The sequence below is a fragment of the Peptoniphilus grossensis genome (genome assembly GCF_001940285.1).
Lineage (GTDB): Bacteria > Bacillota > Clostridia > Tissierellales > Peptoniphilaceae > Peptoniphilus_A > Peptoniphilus_A faecalis.
This window is the reverse complement of record NZ_MJIH01000001.1, coordinates 614,840-628,998: the sequence shown is the minus strand read 5'-3', so window position 1 is coordinate 628,998 and position 14,159 is coordinate 614,840. Positions and strand designations below refer to the sequence as shown.

Genomic DNA, 14,159 nt, shown 5'->3' with positions numbered 1-14,159 from the left:
AATGAAAAAAATATTTTTTATTGTATTAATTGCTACAATGACATTAGGATTAGTTGCCTGCGGAAAAGATGAAAAAAATTCAGACAAAAAGGCGGAAAGTGGCGAACTATATATATCAGCAGCGGCTTCATTACAAGACGCATTAAAGGAAATCACTGAAAACTTTAATAAGGATAATAAAGTAGATTTTAAACTTAATTACGGTGGTTCAGGAGCATTACAAACTCAAATAGAAGAAGGAGCAAACGCAGATATATTTATGTCTGCTTCTTCAAAACAAATGGACGCACTAATTAAGGGAGGCTTTATTGATGAAAATGAAAAAGTAAATTTATTGTTAAATGATGTAGTTTTAATCACTCCCAAAGAAAATAAGAGCAAAGTAAAATCAATTGATGATTTAGCCACAGATAAGGTAAAATTAGTTGCCCTTGGAGATCCACAAAGTGTTCCAGTAGGTCAATATTCACAAGAAATATTAAACTTTTATAAAATAGCAGACAAAGTCAACTCTAAAACATCTTATGCAAGTGATGTTAGACAAGTCTTAAATTGGGTTTCCAGCGGTGAAGCAGATGCAGGATTTGTTTACAAGACAGATGCTATGCTAAAGGATGCAAATGTAGAAATAATTGAATCAGCGCCAAAGGATTCACACAAACAAGTTATTTATCCTGTGGCACCATTAAAAGAATCTAAAAATAAAGAACTTGCTGAAAAATTTATCCAATATTTAAAATCTGAAGAAGTAATGAAGATTTTTGAAAAGTATGGATTTGGAAAAGTTGAAGCATGAGTCCCTTATTAGTTTCACTTTTAACAGCTCTTTTAGCTAGTATTATAAATTTTTTCTTGGGAATTGGTTTAGCTTATTTAGTTATGAATATGAAGAAGGGGAGGTCCTTAGTAGATGGTTTTCTAACTCTATCAATGGTTCTCCCTCCAACTGTTGTTGGATTTTTTTTATTAATAATATTTGGGAAAAATTCTATAATAGGAAAGTTTTTAAAAAGTTTAGGAATCAGCATCATTTTTACTCCAACAGCTGCAGTTATATCTGCCATTGTTGTCAGTCTTCCAATAATGTATAGGACGAGTTTAGGAGCTTTTGAACAAGTAAGTGAAGATATATTATTTGCTGCTAAAACCCTTGGAATCTCAAAAATGAAAATTTTTTGGAAAATTTTACTGCCACTTTCAGTACCAGGTGTATTTTCTGGCTTAATACTTACTTTTGCCAGAGCACTTGGTGAATTTGGTGCGACAATAATGATAGCGGGAAACATTCCTGGAAAGACACAAACAATGTCTACAGCTATTTATTCTGCAGTGCAGGCAGGCAATAGATTATTAGCTTTTAAATGGTCAATAACTATAATAGTTATATCCTTTAGTTCAATGATACTTGCAAACATATTGTCGCAAAAACTTTTTAGAGAAAATTAGTATGATAGAAATAAAAATAAAAAAGCAAATTGGAAATTTTAATTTAGATGTTAATGTAAAGAGTCAAAATAAAATTTTAGGGATTTTAGGCGAATCTGGCTCTGGTAAAACTATGATTTTAAAGTGCATTGCAGGTCTTATAGATCCAGATGAAGGTTATATAAAATTCAACAATGAGTATTACGACTCTTCAAAATCCTTTTCTATGAAAACAGAAAATAGAAAAGTAGGCTATATGTTTCAATCTTATGCCTTATTTCCAAATATGACGGCAGAAAAAAATATTTATTTTGTTTGTAAAGATAAGAAAAAGACAAAGGAATTATTAAAAAAAGTTGGATTGTATGAAAAAAAAGATTTATTTCCAAAAAATTTGTCTGGAGGTCAAAAACAAAGACTTGCTATGGCAAGAATGTTATCTATAAATCCAGAAGTTATTCTTTTAGATGAATCATTTTCAGCCTTAGATTCTGTTTTGCGAGATGAAATGGAGAAATTTATCAAGGATTTAATTACTAATTATGATATACCTACTATTTTGGTTTCACATAACAAAGAAGAAGTTTATAGATTTAGCGAAGATGTTTTAGTAATAAAAAATGGACATATAGAGGATTTAGGAAGTAAAGAAGAAGTATTTTTTAATCCTAAAAATAAATATTCAGCTAAACTTGTGGGCTTTGATATTTTTTTAAGTCAAGAGGAAAAGAAAGATTTTGAATTTAAAAAGAAACCAGGTCCAAATATTGCCATTAAGTCAAAAAATATAAAGTTAAAAGAGGGTAGCAATTTTATCATCGAATCTAAGGAAGAGGATTTAGAAGGATATTTTTATAATGTTAAAAATAAAGATACAAAAAAAACCTTTAGAATAAAATCAAATTTAGATTTAAAAATAGGATTTAAAATAAATATTGAAGTAACTAGTTTTGTTAATATTTCCTTGTAAATTTTTTATTTTTAATAAAAATTTTAAAAACTAATATTATCAATTCTATAGTTTCTCTAATAGTCTTGAAAAAACAATTTATAAATAATATACTAAAACTACATAAACTAGAATAATTATAGGTGGTTTTTATAATAAAATGAAAGAAATAAATGTAAATGACATTGATAACATCAAAGACGCTTACATCATTGATGTTAGAGAAGATATAGAATTAAAGGAAACAGGGACTATCAAGGGCGCTATACACATTCCAATGAATATGGTGCCAAATAATTTAAATAAAATCCCAAAGGATAAAGAGATTTATATTTTATGCAGAAGCGGCAGGCGTTCTTACGAAGTTGCGAGCTATCTTCGTGAACTTGGATACGACGCCGTTAATTTAGCTGGAGGGATTTTAGAATATAAAAAAGAATTAATAAAATAAATTCATAAGAATAGAAAATTTATTTTATTTAATTTGATTATTTCAAGATTTTTTATTATTTATGTGTTATAATACTTAAAGAAAGAACTTGAAGGCCGAGTGAATCTCGGTCTTTTTTTGTTCAAAAAAAAGAAATAGGAGAATATATTGAGATTTAACGAATTAAAATTATCTAGTGAAGTTTTACAGTCAATTGAGGAAATGGGTTTTGAAAATCCATCGGAAGTACAGGAAAGTACTATTCCAGAAATATTAGAAGGTCATGACCTTCTTGCACAAGCACAAACTGGAACAGGTAAAACTGCTTCCTTTGGCATTCCAATGATTGAAAAAATTGAAGATAATAATTATGAAAGTTTGCAAGCTCTTGTCCTAGTTCCTACTAGGGAATTAGCAAGACAAGTGTCTAATGAATTGCAAAAACTTTCAAGAAATAAAAAATTTATAAAAGTCGTAGCTATTTATGGTGGTGCTGATATGGGCAAACAACTTAGAGAGCTAAAGAGGGGTGCGAGTATTGTCGTTGGTACTCCTGGAAGAATTATGGATCACATGAAAAGGAAAACTATTAAACTAGATGATTTGAAATTCTTAACACTTGATGAAGCAGATGAAATGTTCGATATGGGCTTTAGAGATGATATGAAGACTATTATTGAAAAGACAAATATGGATAGACAAACTTTATTTTTCTCAGCAACTTTTGATAATAATATTAAGGAGTTTTCAAAACTATATCAAAAAAACCCTAAAAAAGTTATTATTGAAAAGAAAGAATTGACTGCGGAAAAAATTAAGCAATACTATTTAGAATTAAGCCGAAACATGAAAACTGAAATTTTAAATAGATTGATTTTAATTAACAAACCAAAAAAATCAATTATTTTTTGTAACACAAAGAGAATGGTTGAAAGTCTTGAGGGTGAAATTGCACAAAAAGGATATAAAGTTGATTCTCTTCACGGCGATATGCGTCAATCTTCAAGAGATAATGTCATGAAGAAGTTTAGGAATAACTCAATTGACATTCTCATAGCAACAGATGTCGCTGCACGTGGTCTTGACATTTCTGATATTGACATAGTTTTTAACTATGACCTTCCACAACAAGCGGAGTATTATGTCCATAGAATTGGACGTACAGCAAGAGCTGGAAAAAAGGGACTTTCTTTTACTTTTATTACTAACAAAGATTACTCCAAGTTTAGAGAAATCGAAAAGTATGCAAATATCAAAATGGAAAAGATGGAGTTGCCTACTAAGTACGATGTCGAAAGAGAAAATATGGAAAACTTATTTAATAAAGTTAATAGTAATATTTTAAAAGCTAAAGATAATGTTGATTATACTGAAGTTTTAAATAAACTTTTATCTGAAGGTTACAGTCTTTACGATATAAGTGCATCACTTTTAAAGATGGTGAATGAGTCCTCAAAAAGCAAAAGAATCACTGAACTTGACAAAGTTGACTTTGGCAAAAAATTTGAAATGAGTAAGTCCAATAAATCAGAAAATTCTAATAGAAAAAGTAGAGATAAAAATAATGGGAAAATAAAAAAAATCAAGGGACCAAAAATTTTTATAAATAAAGGCAAGAGAGATGGCATTGATTCTAGAGAAATTATTAGGCTTTTAGGTAAGCATACAAATGTAGCTCCAAGTGAAATTGGGAAAATTAATATAATGCAAAACTTTACTTTTGTAGAGATTCCAAAAAATATGATTAAAGATGCAATAAGAGATTTAGATGGTAAAAAAGTCAAAGGCAAATCACTTAAAGCTGAATATTCAGAAAAATAATTTAAAAAATTGACAAAAACTCCTCGTGTGAAAAAATCACATAGAGGAGTTTTTGTTACACTAAATATTATTTTTTAATTAAAAAAACAAAGAAAATTAAAAAAATTACTTGACAACGTTTACTCTATAAGATATATTATAAGCAAGTAATTCGTATATACATTTTAAATACGTAAATACGAACTAAAAAAGCAAGATAGTTTTAGAATTTAAAAGTGACTAATTATAAGGAGGTCAAAAATGCCAAGTAGATTTGTTTTGAATCCAGTAAGTTATCATGGTTATGGTGCTTTAGCTGGAGTAAAAGATGTAGTAGAGGATAAAAGACTAAAGAAGATAGTTATTTTTGTAGATGGATTCTTAAAAGAAAATAAGATATCTGATAAAGTAGTCAAATATTTAGATCAAGTTGAAGGCTTAGAATATACATATTTTACAGATATTAAACCAAATCCATCAATTAAAAACGTACTTGATGGGCTAAAAGTTTTAAAAGACTTTGAAGCTGATGGAATAGTTGCCATAGGTGGTGGTTCAGTAATGGATTGTGCAGCAGGTGCAGCTATTATAAATACAAATCCTGAATTTGAAGATGTAAGAAGCTTAGAAGGAGTCGCTCCAACCAAGAATCCTTCAACACCAATTATTGCAATTCCTACTACAGCAGGAACAGCGGCAGAAGTTACAATAAATTATGTTATAACAGATGAAGAAAACCAAAAGAAAATGGTATGTGTAGACCCACATTCAATTCCAGTAGCAGCAATAGTAGATCCTGAAATGATGGAATCTATGCCATATGGTCTAACGGCATCCACAGGAATGGACGCTTTAACACATGCAATAGAAGGATATATAACAAAAGATGCTAATGATCTTTCAGATATGTTCCATATTAAAGCTATAGAATTAATTGCAAAATATTTACCTAAAGCTTGTGAAAATGATAAGGAAGCTAGAGAAAAATTAGCACTAGCTCAATATGTGGCAGGAATGGGATTTTCAAATGTAGGACTTGGATTAGTTCACTCAATGGCTCATCCACTTGGTGCATTATATGACACTCCACATGGAGTTGCCAATGCAATACTTCTTCCAACAGTTATGGAATATAACGCAGGAGCAACTGGAGAAAAATATAGAGAAATAGCAAGGGCGATGGGAGTTAAAGGTGTAGACGAAATGAGCGAGGATAAATATAGAAAAGCTGCAGTAAAAGCTGTAAAAGACTTATCTATAAGCGTGAAAATTCCAGAAGATTTAAAAGATATAGTTAAAGAAGAAGATATAGAATTTTTAGCTCAATCAGCTATGGATGATGCATGTAGGCCAGGAAACCCAAAAGATCCTACAAAAGAAGAAATAATTGAACTTTATAAAAAACTTATATAGAAAACAAGTAAAATAAAAGATAAATAAAGGAGATAAAAATGGATTTAAATTTAAAAGATAAAGTATATATAGTAACAGGTGGTTTAAAAGGAATCGGTAGAGCTATAGCTTTACAATTAGCAAGAGAAGGTGCAATTCCAGTTGTATTAAACAGAAAAAATAATGTAGTTGAAGACTTCAAGGCTGAAATGGAAAAAATCACTGACAATTATTCTCTTTACTTTATAGACTTAAATAATACTGAAGAAATAGAAGGAATAGTTAAAGATGTAGTTGAAAAATATGGGAAAATCGATGGTGTTGTAAACAACGCTGGTAAAAATGACAACTTATCTCTTGAAGAAACAAGTTGGCAAGAATTTGAAAAATCAATCCATTCAAATTTAACTCATTATTATGAATTAGTCCATCAAGCTATTCCTTATATAAAGGCTGTAAAGGGATCTATAGTAAATATTTCATCAAAAACAGCTGTTACAGGACAAGGTAAAACTTCAGCTTATGCAGCAGCAAAAGGAGCTATATTAGGATTAACAAGAGAATGGGCAGCGGCTTTGGCAAAAGATAGCGTAAGAATTAATGCTATAGTTGTATCAGAATCTTGGACGCCACTTTACAAAGAATGGATCAAAACATTTGGAGATGAAGAACAGCAAAAAGCAAGATTAAAATTAATAACAGATAAGATACCTTTTGAAAATAGAATGACAGAGCCAGAAGAAATAGCTGATACAGCTTGCTTCTTATTATCAGAAAGAGCTTCACATACAACAGGACAATGGGTTTATGTTGATGGAGGATATGTACATTTAGACAGAGCGTTAAGCTAATGGCGAACTGAAAAGGAAACTTAAAATGACTGATAGAATAAATAAAAATAAACAATCTAAAGCCAAAATTGCCATATACTTGGTGACATTTTTATTTTTTGCTTGGGGACTTACAATGAATCTAGTTAATGCTTTAAATACTCCAATGGCAAATTACATGGAAATATCATCAACAAAGGCAAGCTTATTACAGATGGCTTACTATGGAGCTTACTTTTTTCTAGCTATACCTGCATCAGTAGTAGCTAGAAAGCATGGCTACAAAGCAGGAATGATGATGGGACTATTACTATTTGTAATAGGTGCTGTTTTGACAATTCCGGCAACTTACAAAATGAGTTATGGAACATTCTTATTTGCAATGTTCGTAACAGCATCAGGAGCTGCAACACTTGAGACAAATTGTAACCCATATATAACAAAGCTTGGAGATCCAGAGAAAGAATCCTTCAGATTAAACTTAGCTCAATCATTTAATGGTGTAGGAAATATAGTTGGGCCATTTATACTTGGATCATTGATAGGAGAAACAGTAGCTTCTAATCAACCAGGGTTTGAACAAGCAAAAGTTGAATTTTTATCTGGAACAAGAATTATATATATTGGAATTGCCATAGCGCTTGCTATAGTGTTCTTATTATTCTTCTTTATAAAACTTCCAAGCCCAGATAATGACGAAGAAATAGCGAATAGTGAATCGACATCTGCTGCTCTAAAGAGACTTTTTAAAATCAAACACTTTAAACTAGGCGTAATTGCAGCCTTTGTATTTATAGGATTACAAGTAGTAGGCATGTCTTTATTTTCAGCATATGCAATGGAATTTTGGGAAGGAATGAGTGCAGGAACTGCTACTAAATATCTTTCAATAGTTTCATTATTATTCACTATGGGAAGATTTATAACTACACCATTAATGAATAAGATAGAACCCAATAAAATCTTAGGTGTATATATGGCTATAACAGCAGCCTTAATGATTATAGTAAGTATAGGACTAGGTAAATTCTCAGTAATAGCCTTCATAGTAGCATACCTATTTATATCCATTGGTTTTCCAACAATTTATTCATTGGCTTTGGTTGGAATAAAAGGAAATGATGCCAAGACAGGAGCATCAATTCTAACGATGAGTATAGTAGGAGCTGCTCTTATACCAGTTGTTATATCTGCAATAGGAGAAAGATTTAATCTTCAAATAGCTATGGCAACAACTATAATAGGATTTATATACTGTGCTTGGTATGGATTTGTTGGTTCAAAAAGGAGTTAATAATGACAGATAAAATTAAACTTATAGATACACACTTTCACATTTGGAACCTAGATAAGCAAAACTTACCTTGGCTGAAAGATGTAGAAGAGTTAAAAAAGAGCTATTCTATAGATGATTATATTAATGAATATAAAAAGATTGATAATGTAGATTTTGTAGGAGGGGTTTATGTAGAAGTTGACTCAGATGACCCTATCTTAGAAGATGAAATACTTTATAAAGAAAAAGCAAATAATGACAAAATACTTGCCATAGTAGCAAGAGCAAAAGTAGCACCAACTATGAGAGTACCTCTTCTCGCAACAGGAATAAGAGAACCACTTCATACAGAAGATGCTCCAAAAGGAATGTGTCTTGAAGATTCTTTTATAGAAGGTATCAAAGAACTTACTAAAAACAATATGACATTTGACTCTTGTAATAGAGTAGATGAGCTTTCAGATTTGGTAAAAATGATGGAAAAAACTCCAGATGCCAAAGTTGTTTTAAATCATTTGGGAAATGTTGAAGAATTGACAGAAGAGTACAAAAATAATATGAAAGCTTTGGCAAAATTTCCAAATCTTTATGTAAAAGTATCAGGATATAAAACAGAAGATAAAGAATTTGTAAGAGATTTGTTAAGTTTTACAAAAGATACATTTGCAAAAGATAGGTTAATATATGCATCAAACTGGCCAGTTATTAATATTTACTCTAATTTAAAAGAGCATATAGATTTACTGATAGAAGCATTTGGTAATGATGAAGACTTCTTCTATAACAACGCAAAAAAATGCTATAGTCTATAAAATAATTAAATAGGTTTATGGCCACACTTAAATTGTTTAAATAGTTAGGAGGATATATGATTTTAAAATTTTTGAAAAAAGTTCCAGCTGGAATGATGATAGTACCAATGTTTCTATCGGCTCTCATAAATACATTCTTTCCAGAAATGTTACAAATAGGTTCATTTACTACGGCAGTATTTACTAGTGCAGGAACAGCAGCTGTACTTGGAGTTCAGCTTGTATGTATGGGAGCTCAACTAAGAGTAAAAGAACTTGCAGAAGTAGTTAAAAGAGGAGGGGTTTTACTTGTTTCAAAATATGCCATAGGAGCTGTTCTTGGCATAATAATTGGAAAATTATTTGGAATGGAAGGAATACTCGGTCTAACAACACTTGCAGTTATAAGTGCTATAACTAACTCCAATGGTTCAATGTACTTGGCTTTAAACGTAGAATATGGAGATGAGGTAGACCAAACAGCTATGAGCTTATTGGCTATAAACGATGGTCCTTTTTTAACACTTATTACACTAGGAGCTAGTGGACTTGCTCAAATTCCCATAGTATCTTTAATTGCGGTAATAGTTCCTATTTTATTTGGTATGCTTATAGGAAATATAGATAAGAAAATGAGTGAGTTTTTAGAACCAGGAATAGGATTGCTACTTCCTTTCGTAGGGATAACGCTAGGTGCAGGAATAGATGTAAAGGGAATAGTTGCAGGTGGAGCACCTGGAATATTACTAGGAATAATCACGGTATGCATAAGTGGTCCTTTCGTAGTACTTTGTGACAGGATATTTAATAAGAGACCAGGATATGCTGGTTGGGCAGTTTCATCGACAGCTGGCAATGCTATAGCAGTTCCAGCGGTAGTAGCATCTATTGACCCTTCATGGACTCCATATGTAACAGCTGCTACAACTCAGGTAGCTGCTTCAACAGTTATGACAGCTATATTAATACCAATTATAACAGCTTGGTGGGCTAAGAAATATGGTTGTCCAAAATATCCATTACCAGGACAAGATTTTAGTAAGAAAGATTGGAAAGCAAAATGATAGGAGAATAATATGATAAATGCAGTAATTATAAGTGAAAAAGATAATGTTATAGTAGCAATAGAACCAATAAAAAAAGGCGACATAGTAGAATTTAAAGACTTAAATGGAAATATTAAAAGTATAAAAGCTATTGATGATATAAAAATTTATCATAAATTAGCTTTGACTGATATTAAAAAAGGAGAACCTGTCATTAAGTATGGAGAGCATATTGGATTTGCACTAAATGATATAAAAATAGGGGAACATGTTCATGACCATAATATTGAAGGCAGACGTGAAGATTTAGAAGCTATAGAATAAATAGGAGGATTAATCAAATGACTAGGACATTTTGGGGATATAAAAGAAGCGATGGTAGAGTTGGAATAAGAAACCATATATTAATTTTGCCATGCTCAGTATGTGCATCAGATACAACTAGAATTATTGCGGGACAAGTTAAAGAGGCAGTTACATTTAATATGCAATTAGGCTGTTCACAATTAGGAAAAGACTTTGAATATACATTAGATACAATTTCTGGATTTGCAGCTAATCCTAATATATATGCTACAGTTTTAGTTTCTTTAGGCTGTGAAAATGCTCAACTTAACTTAGTTAAGGCAGAAATTGAAAAAAGAACAAACAAACCACTTAGATCTGTTATAATTCAAGAAGAAGGTGGAACTTTAAAAGCAATTGAAAAAGCGACAAGATACGCTAAAGAATTTGTAGCAGAAGCTAGTATGGAAAGAAGAGAAGAGTTTCCAGTTTCTGAACTTATAATGGGAACAGAATGTGGTGGATCAGATCCAACAAGTGGATTAGCTTCAAACGTATTAATAGGAAATCTTTCAGATAAAATGGTTGAAAACGGAGGTACAACAGTACTTAGCGAAACAACTGAATTTATTGGAGCGGAGCATATTTTAGCAAGAAGAGCTAAAAATGAAGAGGTAAAGAAAAGAATTTATGATATAGTTCATAGATTCGAAGATCATATCCAAATGAATACAGGGGAAGAAGTTAGAGAAGGTAATCCATCGCCGGGAAATAAAGAGGGTGGACTTACAACACTTGAAGAAAAATCATTAGGTTGCATTCATAAGGGTGGTACAACTACTGTAAATGCAGTATATGATTATTCAAAACAACTTAAAACTAAAGAAGGATTAGTTATTATGGATACACCTGGGAATGATCCGTCATCAGTAGCAGGAATGATTGCTGGCGGTTGTCAAATAGTAGTATTTTCTACAGGAAGAGGAACTCCAACAGGAAATCCTATAGCACCAGTTATTAAAATTACAGGAAATAGAGAGACTGCAAAAACTATGTCAGATAACTTAGATTGGGATGCTAGTCCAACGATTTATGGAGAAAAAACCATGGAAGAGCTTGCAGATGAATGTTTTGACGAGTTAATTGATTTCTGTAATGGAAAATTAACAAAAGCTGAAGCTCTAGGTTATACGGAAATAGCTATTCAAAGAGGGGCAAATTTTGTTTAAAAACATTAGGAGGATTTTATGTGTGAAATAATAGTACCAGTTGTTACAATATTTGATGAAAATGAAAAACCAGATTTTGAAGAAAATAAGAAAGTCATAGATTTTCTTATTGAAGGTGGTGTAGATGGGATTCTAGTACTTGGAAGTACTGGAGAGTTTACAGTTTTAGATTATGAAGATAAATTGCAATTTGCTAAAGATTACTACGAGTATACAAAGGGTAGGGTTGATCTATATTTTGGAAGTAATTGTGCTTCCTTTGAAGATACTGTAAAACTTAGCAATGAGGCTATAAAAATAGGCTATAAAGGTGTTATGGTTATGGGACCATATTACTTCGCCATGGATGATGAAAAAATCTTCATTTATTATAATGAATTAGCCAAAAAAGTTAAGGGAAATGTATATATTTATAATTTTCCAGCTAGAAGTGGCTACTCTGTAAGTGGAGAGGTCTATGCAAAACTTATAGAGGAGAATTCAAATATAGTGGGTCTTAAAGATTCAGTTGCAGATCCAATTCATACTAATAAGCTACTAAGGGCTACGGAAGGTCATAGGACAAAAGTTTACTCAGGATTTGATGACCAATTCTTATATAACCTTTCGACAGGTGGTTCAGGATGTATAGGTGCTCTTTCAAATTTAGTACCAGAAATATGGTCAGACCTTGTTAAATCAACAAAGGAAGAGAACTTTGATAGAGTGTATAAATTGTCTAATTTAATTCATAAATTAATGCCTTTATATGATTTAGATAGTAATTTCTCACACTTATTCAAAAGACTAATGGCGGTTAGGGGCGTAGATATTTCTCCTAAGTCAATATTTCCATATAATCAACTTTCAGATGAAGTATTTGAAAGTGGTAAGTCTATCTTAGAAAAAGTAATTAAAGAGTACGAAGAAATCAAGTAATTATGATATAATATTTCATGATTGGAGGAATCATGGAATATAAATTGCACAATCCTACTCTTAGAGTAGTAAAAATTCTTGATTTAATAAATAATTATGAAAATGGTCTTTCATTTTTAGAGATATCGACAAAATTAAAAATTCCAAAAAGCACATTAAGTCCAATATTAAAAACATTAGAGATGACTAATTTTATTGAAAAAAATGATAAGGGATGCTACATGGCATCCTTTAAGCTTTTTCAATTAGGCTTATCTTATTCAGGAAGACTAGATAGTCTTTCGATGATTAAAAAACAAATGGAGATAGTTGTTGATAAGATTGGAGAAATAGTTCAATTTGGGGTTCTTGTTGATAATATGGTTTTATATTTAGAAAAGGTAAACTCACCAGATAATATTGAGATAGTAAGTTCTGTGGGCAAGAAAATTCCAGCTATATATACGGCACTTGGAAAGGCACTTTTATCTGGATTTAGTGATGCAGAAATAATAGAAAAATTTAAAGATTATGAATTTGTAAAATATACAGAAAACTCAATAACAGATATTGATAGGCTACTTGATGAAATACATAAGGTAAGAGAAAGGGGATATGCGGTAGAAAACCAAGAATTTACCCATAACACTTCATGTGTAGCTGTGCCTATTAGAGAAGATGGGAAAATTAAGGGGGCAATGTCTGCTACCTATCCAATTTTTAGAAAAACTGAAGATACAGAAGATTTTATTTCTAAAGTTTTATTAGAACAAAAAGAAATTATAGAGGATATTATAAAGATTCAAAATTTGAAATTAGATTTTACTAACAGTGAGCAATAGAGGTAGATTATGAAATTGTTTTTTATAGAAATAAAAGGCTACAAAGAAATAGCTGTTGAAATAGACTATAAATTATACCTTCTTAAAGACTTTGGATATGATTTTAAAGACATAAATGAATTAATAGATAGTGAAACAGACCTCAAAAACCTATGTTTTAAAAATCAGAAGGAAATTAAAAATGAATATAAGATTTTAAGTCCTATTGAATATCCAAAACAAGATATAATATGTATAGGAATGAATTATATAGACCATCAAGATGAAGTAGAAAAAGTATCAAAAAAAGACTTTTCCAAAGATGTAGATACTATATATTTTTCAAAAAGAGTTAATAAAATCTTAGGAAATGAAGATTTTATTCCAATAAATAGTGAAATAACAGAAAAACTAGATTATGAGATTGAGCTTGCTGTAATTATTGGAAAAGATGGGAAAAACATAAAAAAAGAAGAGGCAAGTAACTATATATTTGGTTTTTCAATTTTTAATGATTTATCAGCAAGAGATTTACAAACTAAATATAAGCAGTGGTACTATGGAAAAAGTTTTGATGGATCATCTGTAATGGGACCATGCATTCTTTTAAAGGATAAAAGCTTCGACTATAATAATCTTGACTTAAAACTTTCTATAAATAGTGAAATAAGGCAAGATAACAATACCAAGAATATGATTCTAAGTGTTGATGAAATTATAGAAGACTTGTCCAAAGCCATGACACTTAAAAAGGGAACAATAATAGCTACGGGAACTCCATCGGGAGTTGGCATGGCTTTAAATCCTCCAATATTTCTTCAAAGTGGAGATATGCTAGAACTTGAGATAGAAAAGATAGGGGTCTTAAAAAATACAATTAGATAATATATTAATTATTATATGCCAGGGTTTTATAAACTTTGGTATTTTTTATTTGTATCCAAATCATATATAGGAGTTTTATTTGCAAATTTTATTTATTTAAATC

At 30.8% G+C, this 14,159-nt stretch carries 15 protein-coding genes; all 15 read left to right on the top strand.

Annotation, left to right across the window (positions count from 1 at the left end; translation table 11 throughout):
• Position 1: 1 nt before the first annotated feature.
• The 15 genes from modA (at position 2) to BIV18_RS02930 (ending at position 14,056) form a co-directional block, all read left to right on the top strand.
• Positions 2–796, top strand: a complete 795-nt coding sequence (gene modA / locus BIV18_RS03000) for a molybdate ABC transporter substrate-binding protein (protein ID WP_075659228.1) — start codon at positions 2–4, stop codon at positions 794–796.
• Complete coding sequence (modB, locus tag BIV18_RS02995; RefSeq protein ID WP_075659227.1) at positions 793–1,446, top strand: molybdate ABC transporter permease subunit; 654 nt, start codon at positions 793–795, stop codon at positions 1,444–1,446. Before modA ends, modB begins: the two co-directional genes overlap by 4 nt.
• Before the next feature lies 1 nt (position 1,447).
• On the top strand, positions 1,448–2,395 hold the full coding sequence (locus BIV18_RS02990) for a sulfate/molybdate ABC transporter ATP-binding protein (RefSeq protein ID WP_075659226.1): 948 nt from the start codon (positions 1,448–1,450) through the stop codon (positions 2,393–2,395).
• Positions 2,396–2,534: 139 nt separating this feature from the next.
• A complete protein-coding gene (locus BIV18_RS02985; protein WP_075659225.1) occupies positions 2,535–2,825 on the top strand; it encodes a rhodanese-like domain-containing protein in 291 nt (96 codons plus the stop codon).
• A 147-nt stretch (positions 2,826–2,972) separates the two neighbouring features.
• The gene (locus tag BIV18_RS02980; protein WP_075659224.1) at positions 2,973–4,625 is read left to right on the top strand and encodes a DEAD/DEAH box helicase; all 1,653 of its coding nucleotides are present in this window, start codon (positions 2,973–2,975) and stop codon (positions 4,623–4,625) included.
• Between the two features lie 240 nt (positions 4,626–4,865).
• Complete coding sequence (fucO, locus tag BIV18_RS02975; protein ID WP_075659223.1) at positions 4,866–6,017, top strand: lactaldehyde reductase; 1,152 nt, start codon at positions 4,866–4,868, stop codon at positions 6,015–6,017.
• A 38-nt stretch (positions 6,018–6,055) separates the two neighbouring features.
• The gene (locus tag BIV18_RS02970) at positions 6,056–6,847 is read left to right on the top strand and encodes an SDR family oxidoreductase (RefSeq protein WP_075659222.1); all 792 of its coding nucleotides are present in this window, start codon (positions 6,056–6,058) and stop codon (positions 6,845–6,847) included.
• A gap of 25 nt (positions 6,848–6,872) precedes the next feature.
• The gene (locus BIV18_RS02965; protein WP_075659221.1) at positions 6,873–8,120 is read left to right on the top strand and encodes a sugar MFS transporter; all 1,248 of its coding nucleotides are present in this window, start codon (positions 6,873–6,875) and stop codon (positions 8,118–8,120) included.
• Between the two features lie 2 nt (positions 8,121–8,122).
• Positions 8,123–8,914, top strand: a complete 792-nt coding sequence (locus tag BIV18_RS02960) for an amidohydrolase family protein (protein WP_075659220.1) — start codon at positions 8,123–8,125, stop codon at positions 8,912–8,914.
• Positions 8,915–8,970: 56 nt separating this feature from the next.
• Complete coding sequence (locus tag BIV18_RS02955; protein WP_075659219.1) at positions 8,971–9,957, top strand: 2-keto-3-deoxygluconate permease; 987 nt, start codon at positions 8,971–8,973, stop codon at positions 9,955–9,957.
• Between the two features lie 12 nt (positions 9,958–9,969).
• Complete coding sequence (locus BIV18_RS02950; protein WP_075659218.1) at positions 9,970–10,263, top strand: UxaA family hydrolase; 294 nt, start codon at positions 9,970–9,972, stop codon at positions 10,261–10,263.
• A gap of 17 nt (positions 10,264–10,280) precedes the next feature.
• Entirely contained in the window at positions 10,281–11,453 is a 1,173-nt protein-coding gene (locus BIV18_RS02945; protein WP_075659217.1) for a UxaA family hydrolase, read from the top strand.
• Between the two features lie 18 nt (positions 11,454–11,471).
• A complete protein-coding gene (locus BIV18_RS02940; protein WP_075659216.1) occupies positions 11,472–12,371 on the top strand; it encodes a dihydrodipicolinate synthase family protein in 900 nt (299 codons plus the stop codon).
• A 32-nt stretch (positions 12,372–12,403) separates the two neighbouring features.
• Positions 12,404–13,192: an IclR family transcriptional regulator gene (locus BIV18_RS02935; RefSeq protein WP_075659215.1), complete on the top strand. Its 789-nt coding sequence runs from the start codon at positions 12,404–12,406 to the stop codon at positions 13,190–13,192.
• Positions 13,193–13,201: 9 nt separating this feature from the next.
• Positions 13,202–14,056 (top strand): fumarylacetoacetate hydrolase family protein, encoded by an 855-nt coding sequence (locus BIV18_RS02930; protein ID WP_075659214.1) that lies wholly within the window; start codon positions 13,202–13,204, stop codon positions 14,054–14,056.
• Positions 14,057–14,159 lie beyond the last annotated feature (103 nt).

Coding starts and splice junctions, on each gene's coding strand:
- BIV18_RS02970 (WP_075659222.1), top strand. CDS start 6,056: ATGGATTTAAATTTAAAAGATAAAGTATATATAGTAACAGGTGGTTTA.
- modB (WP_075659227.1), top strand. CDS start 793: ATGAGTCCCTTATTAGTTTCACTTTTAACAGCTCTTTTAGCTAGTATT.
- BIV18_RS02950 (WP_075659218.1), top strand. CDS start 9,970: ATGATAAATGCAGTAATTATAAGTGAAAAAGATAATGTTATAGTAGCA.
- BIV18_RS02985 (WP_075659225.1), top strand. CDS start 2,535: ATGAAAGAAATAAATGTAAATGACATTGATAACATCAAAGACGCTTAC.
- modA (WP_075659228.1), top strand. CDS start 2: ATGAAAAAAATATTTTTTATTGTATTAATTGCTACAATGACATTAGGA.
- fucO (WP_075659223.1), top strand. CDS start 4,866: ATGCCAAGTAGATTTGTTTTGAATCCAGTAAGTTATCATGGTTATGGT.
- BIV18_RS02935 (WP_075659215.1), top strand. CDS start 12,404: ATGGAATATAAATTGCACAATCCTACTCTTAGAGTAGTAAAAATTCTT.
- BIV18_RS02955 (WP_075659219.1), top strand. CDS start 8,971: ATGATTTTAAAATTTTTGAAAAAAGTTCCAGCTGGAATGATGATAGTA.
- BIV18_RS02965 (WP_075659221.1), top strand. CDS start 6,873: ATGACTGATAGAATAAATAAAAATAAACAATCTAAAGCCAAAATTGCC.
- BIV18_RS02940 (WP_075659216.1), top strand. CDS start 11,472: ATGTGTGAAATAATAGTACCAGTTGTTACAATATTTGATGAAAATGAA.
- BIV18_RS02930 (WP_075659214.1), top strand. CDS start 13,202: ATGAAATTGTTTTTTATAGAAATAAAAGGCTACAAAGAAATAGCTGTT.
- BIV18_RS02960 (WP_075659220.1), top strand. CDS start 8,123: ATGACAGATAAAATTAAACTTATAGATACACACTTTCACATTTGGAAC.
- BIV18_RS02945 (WP_075659217.1), top strand. CDS start 10,281: ATGACTAGGACATTTTGGGGATATAAAAGAAGCGATGGTAGAGTTGGA.
- BIV18_RS02990 (WP_075659226.1), top strand. CDS start 1,448: ATGATAGAAATAAAAATAAAAAAGCAAATTGGAAATTTTAATTTAGAT.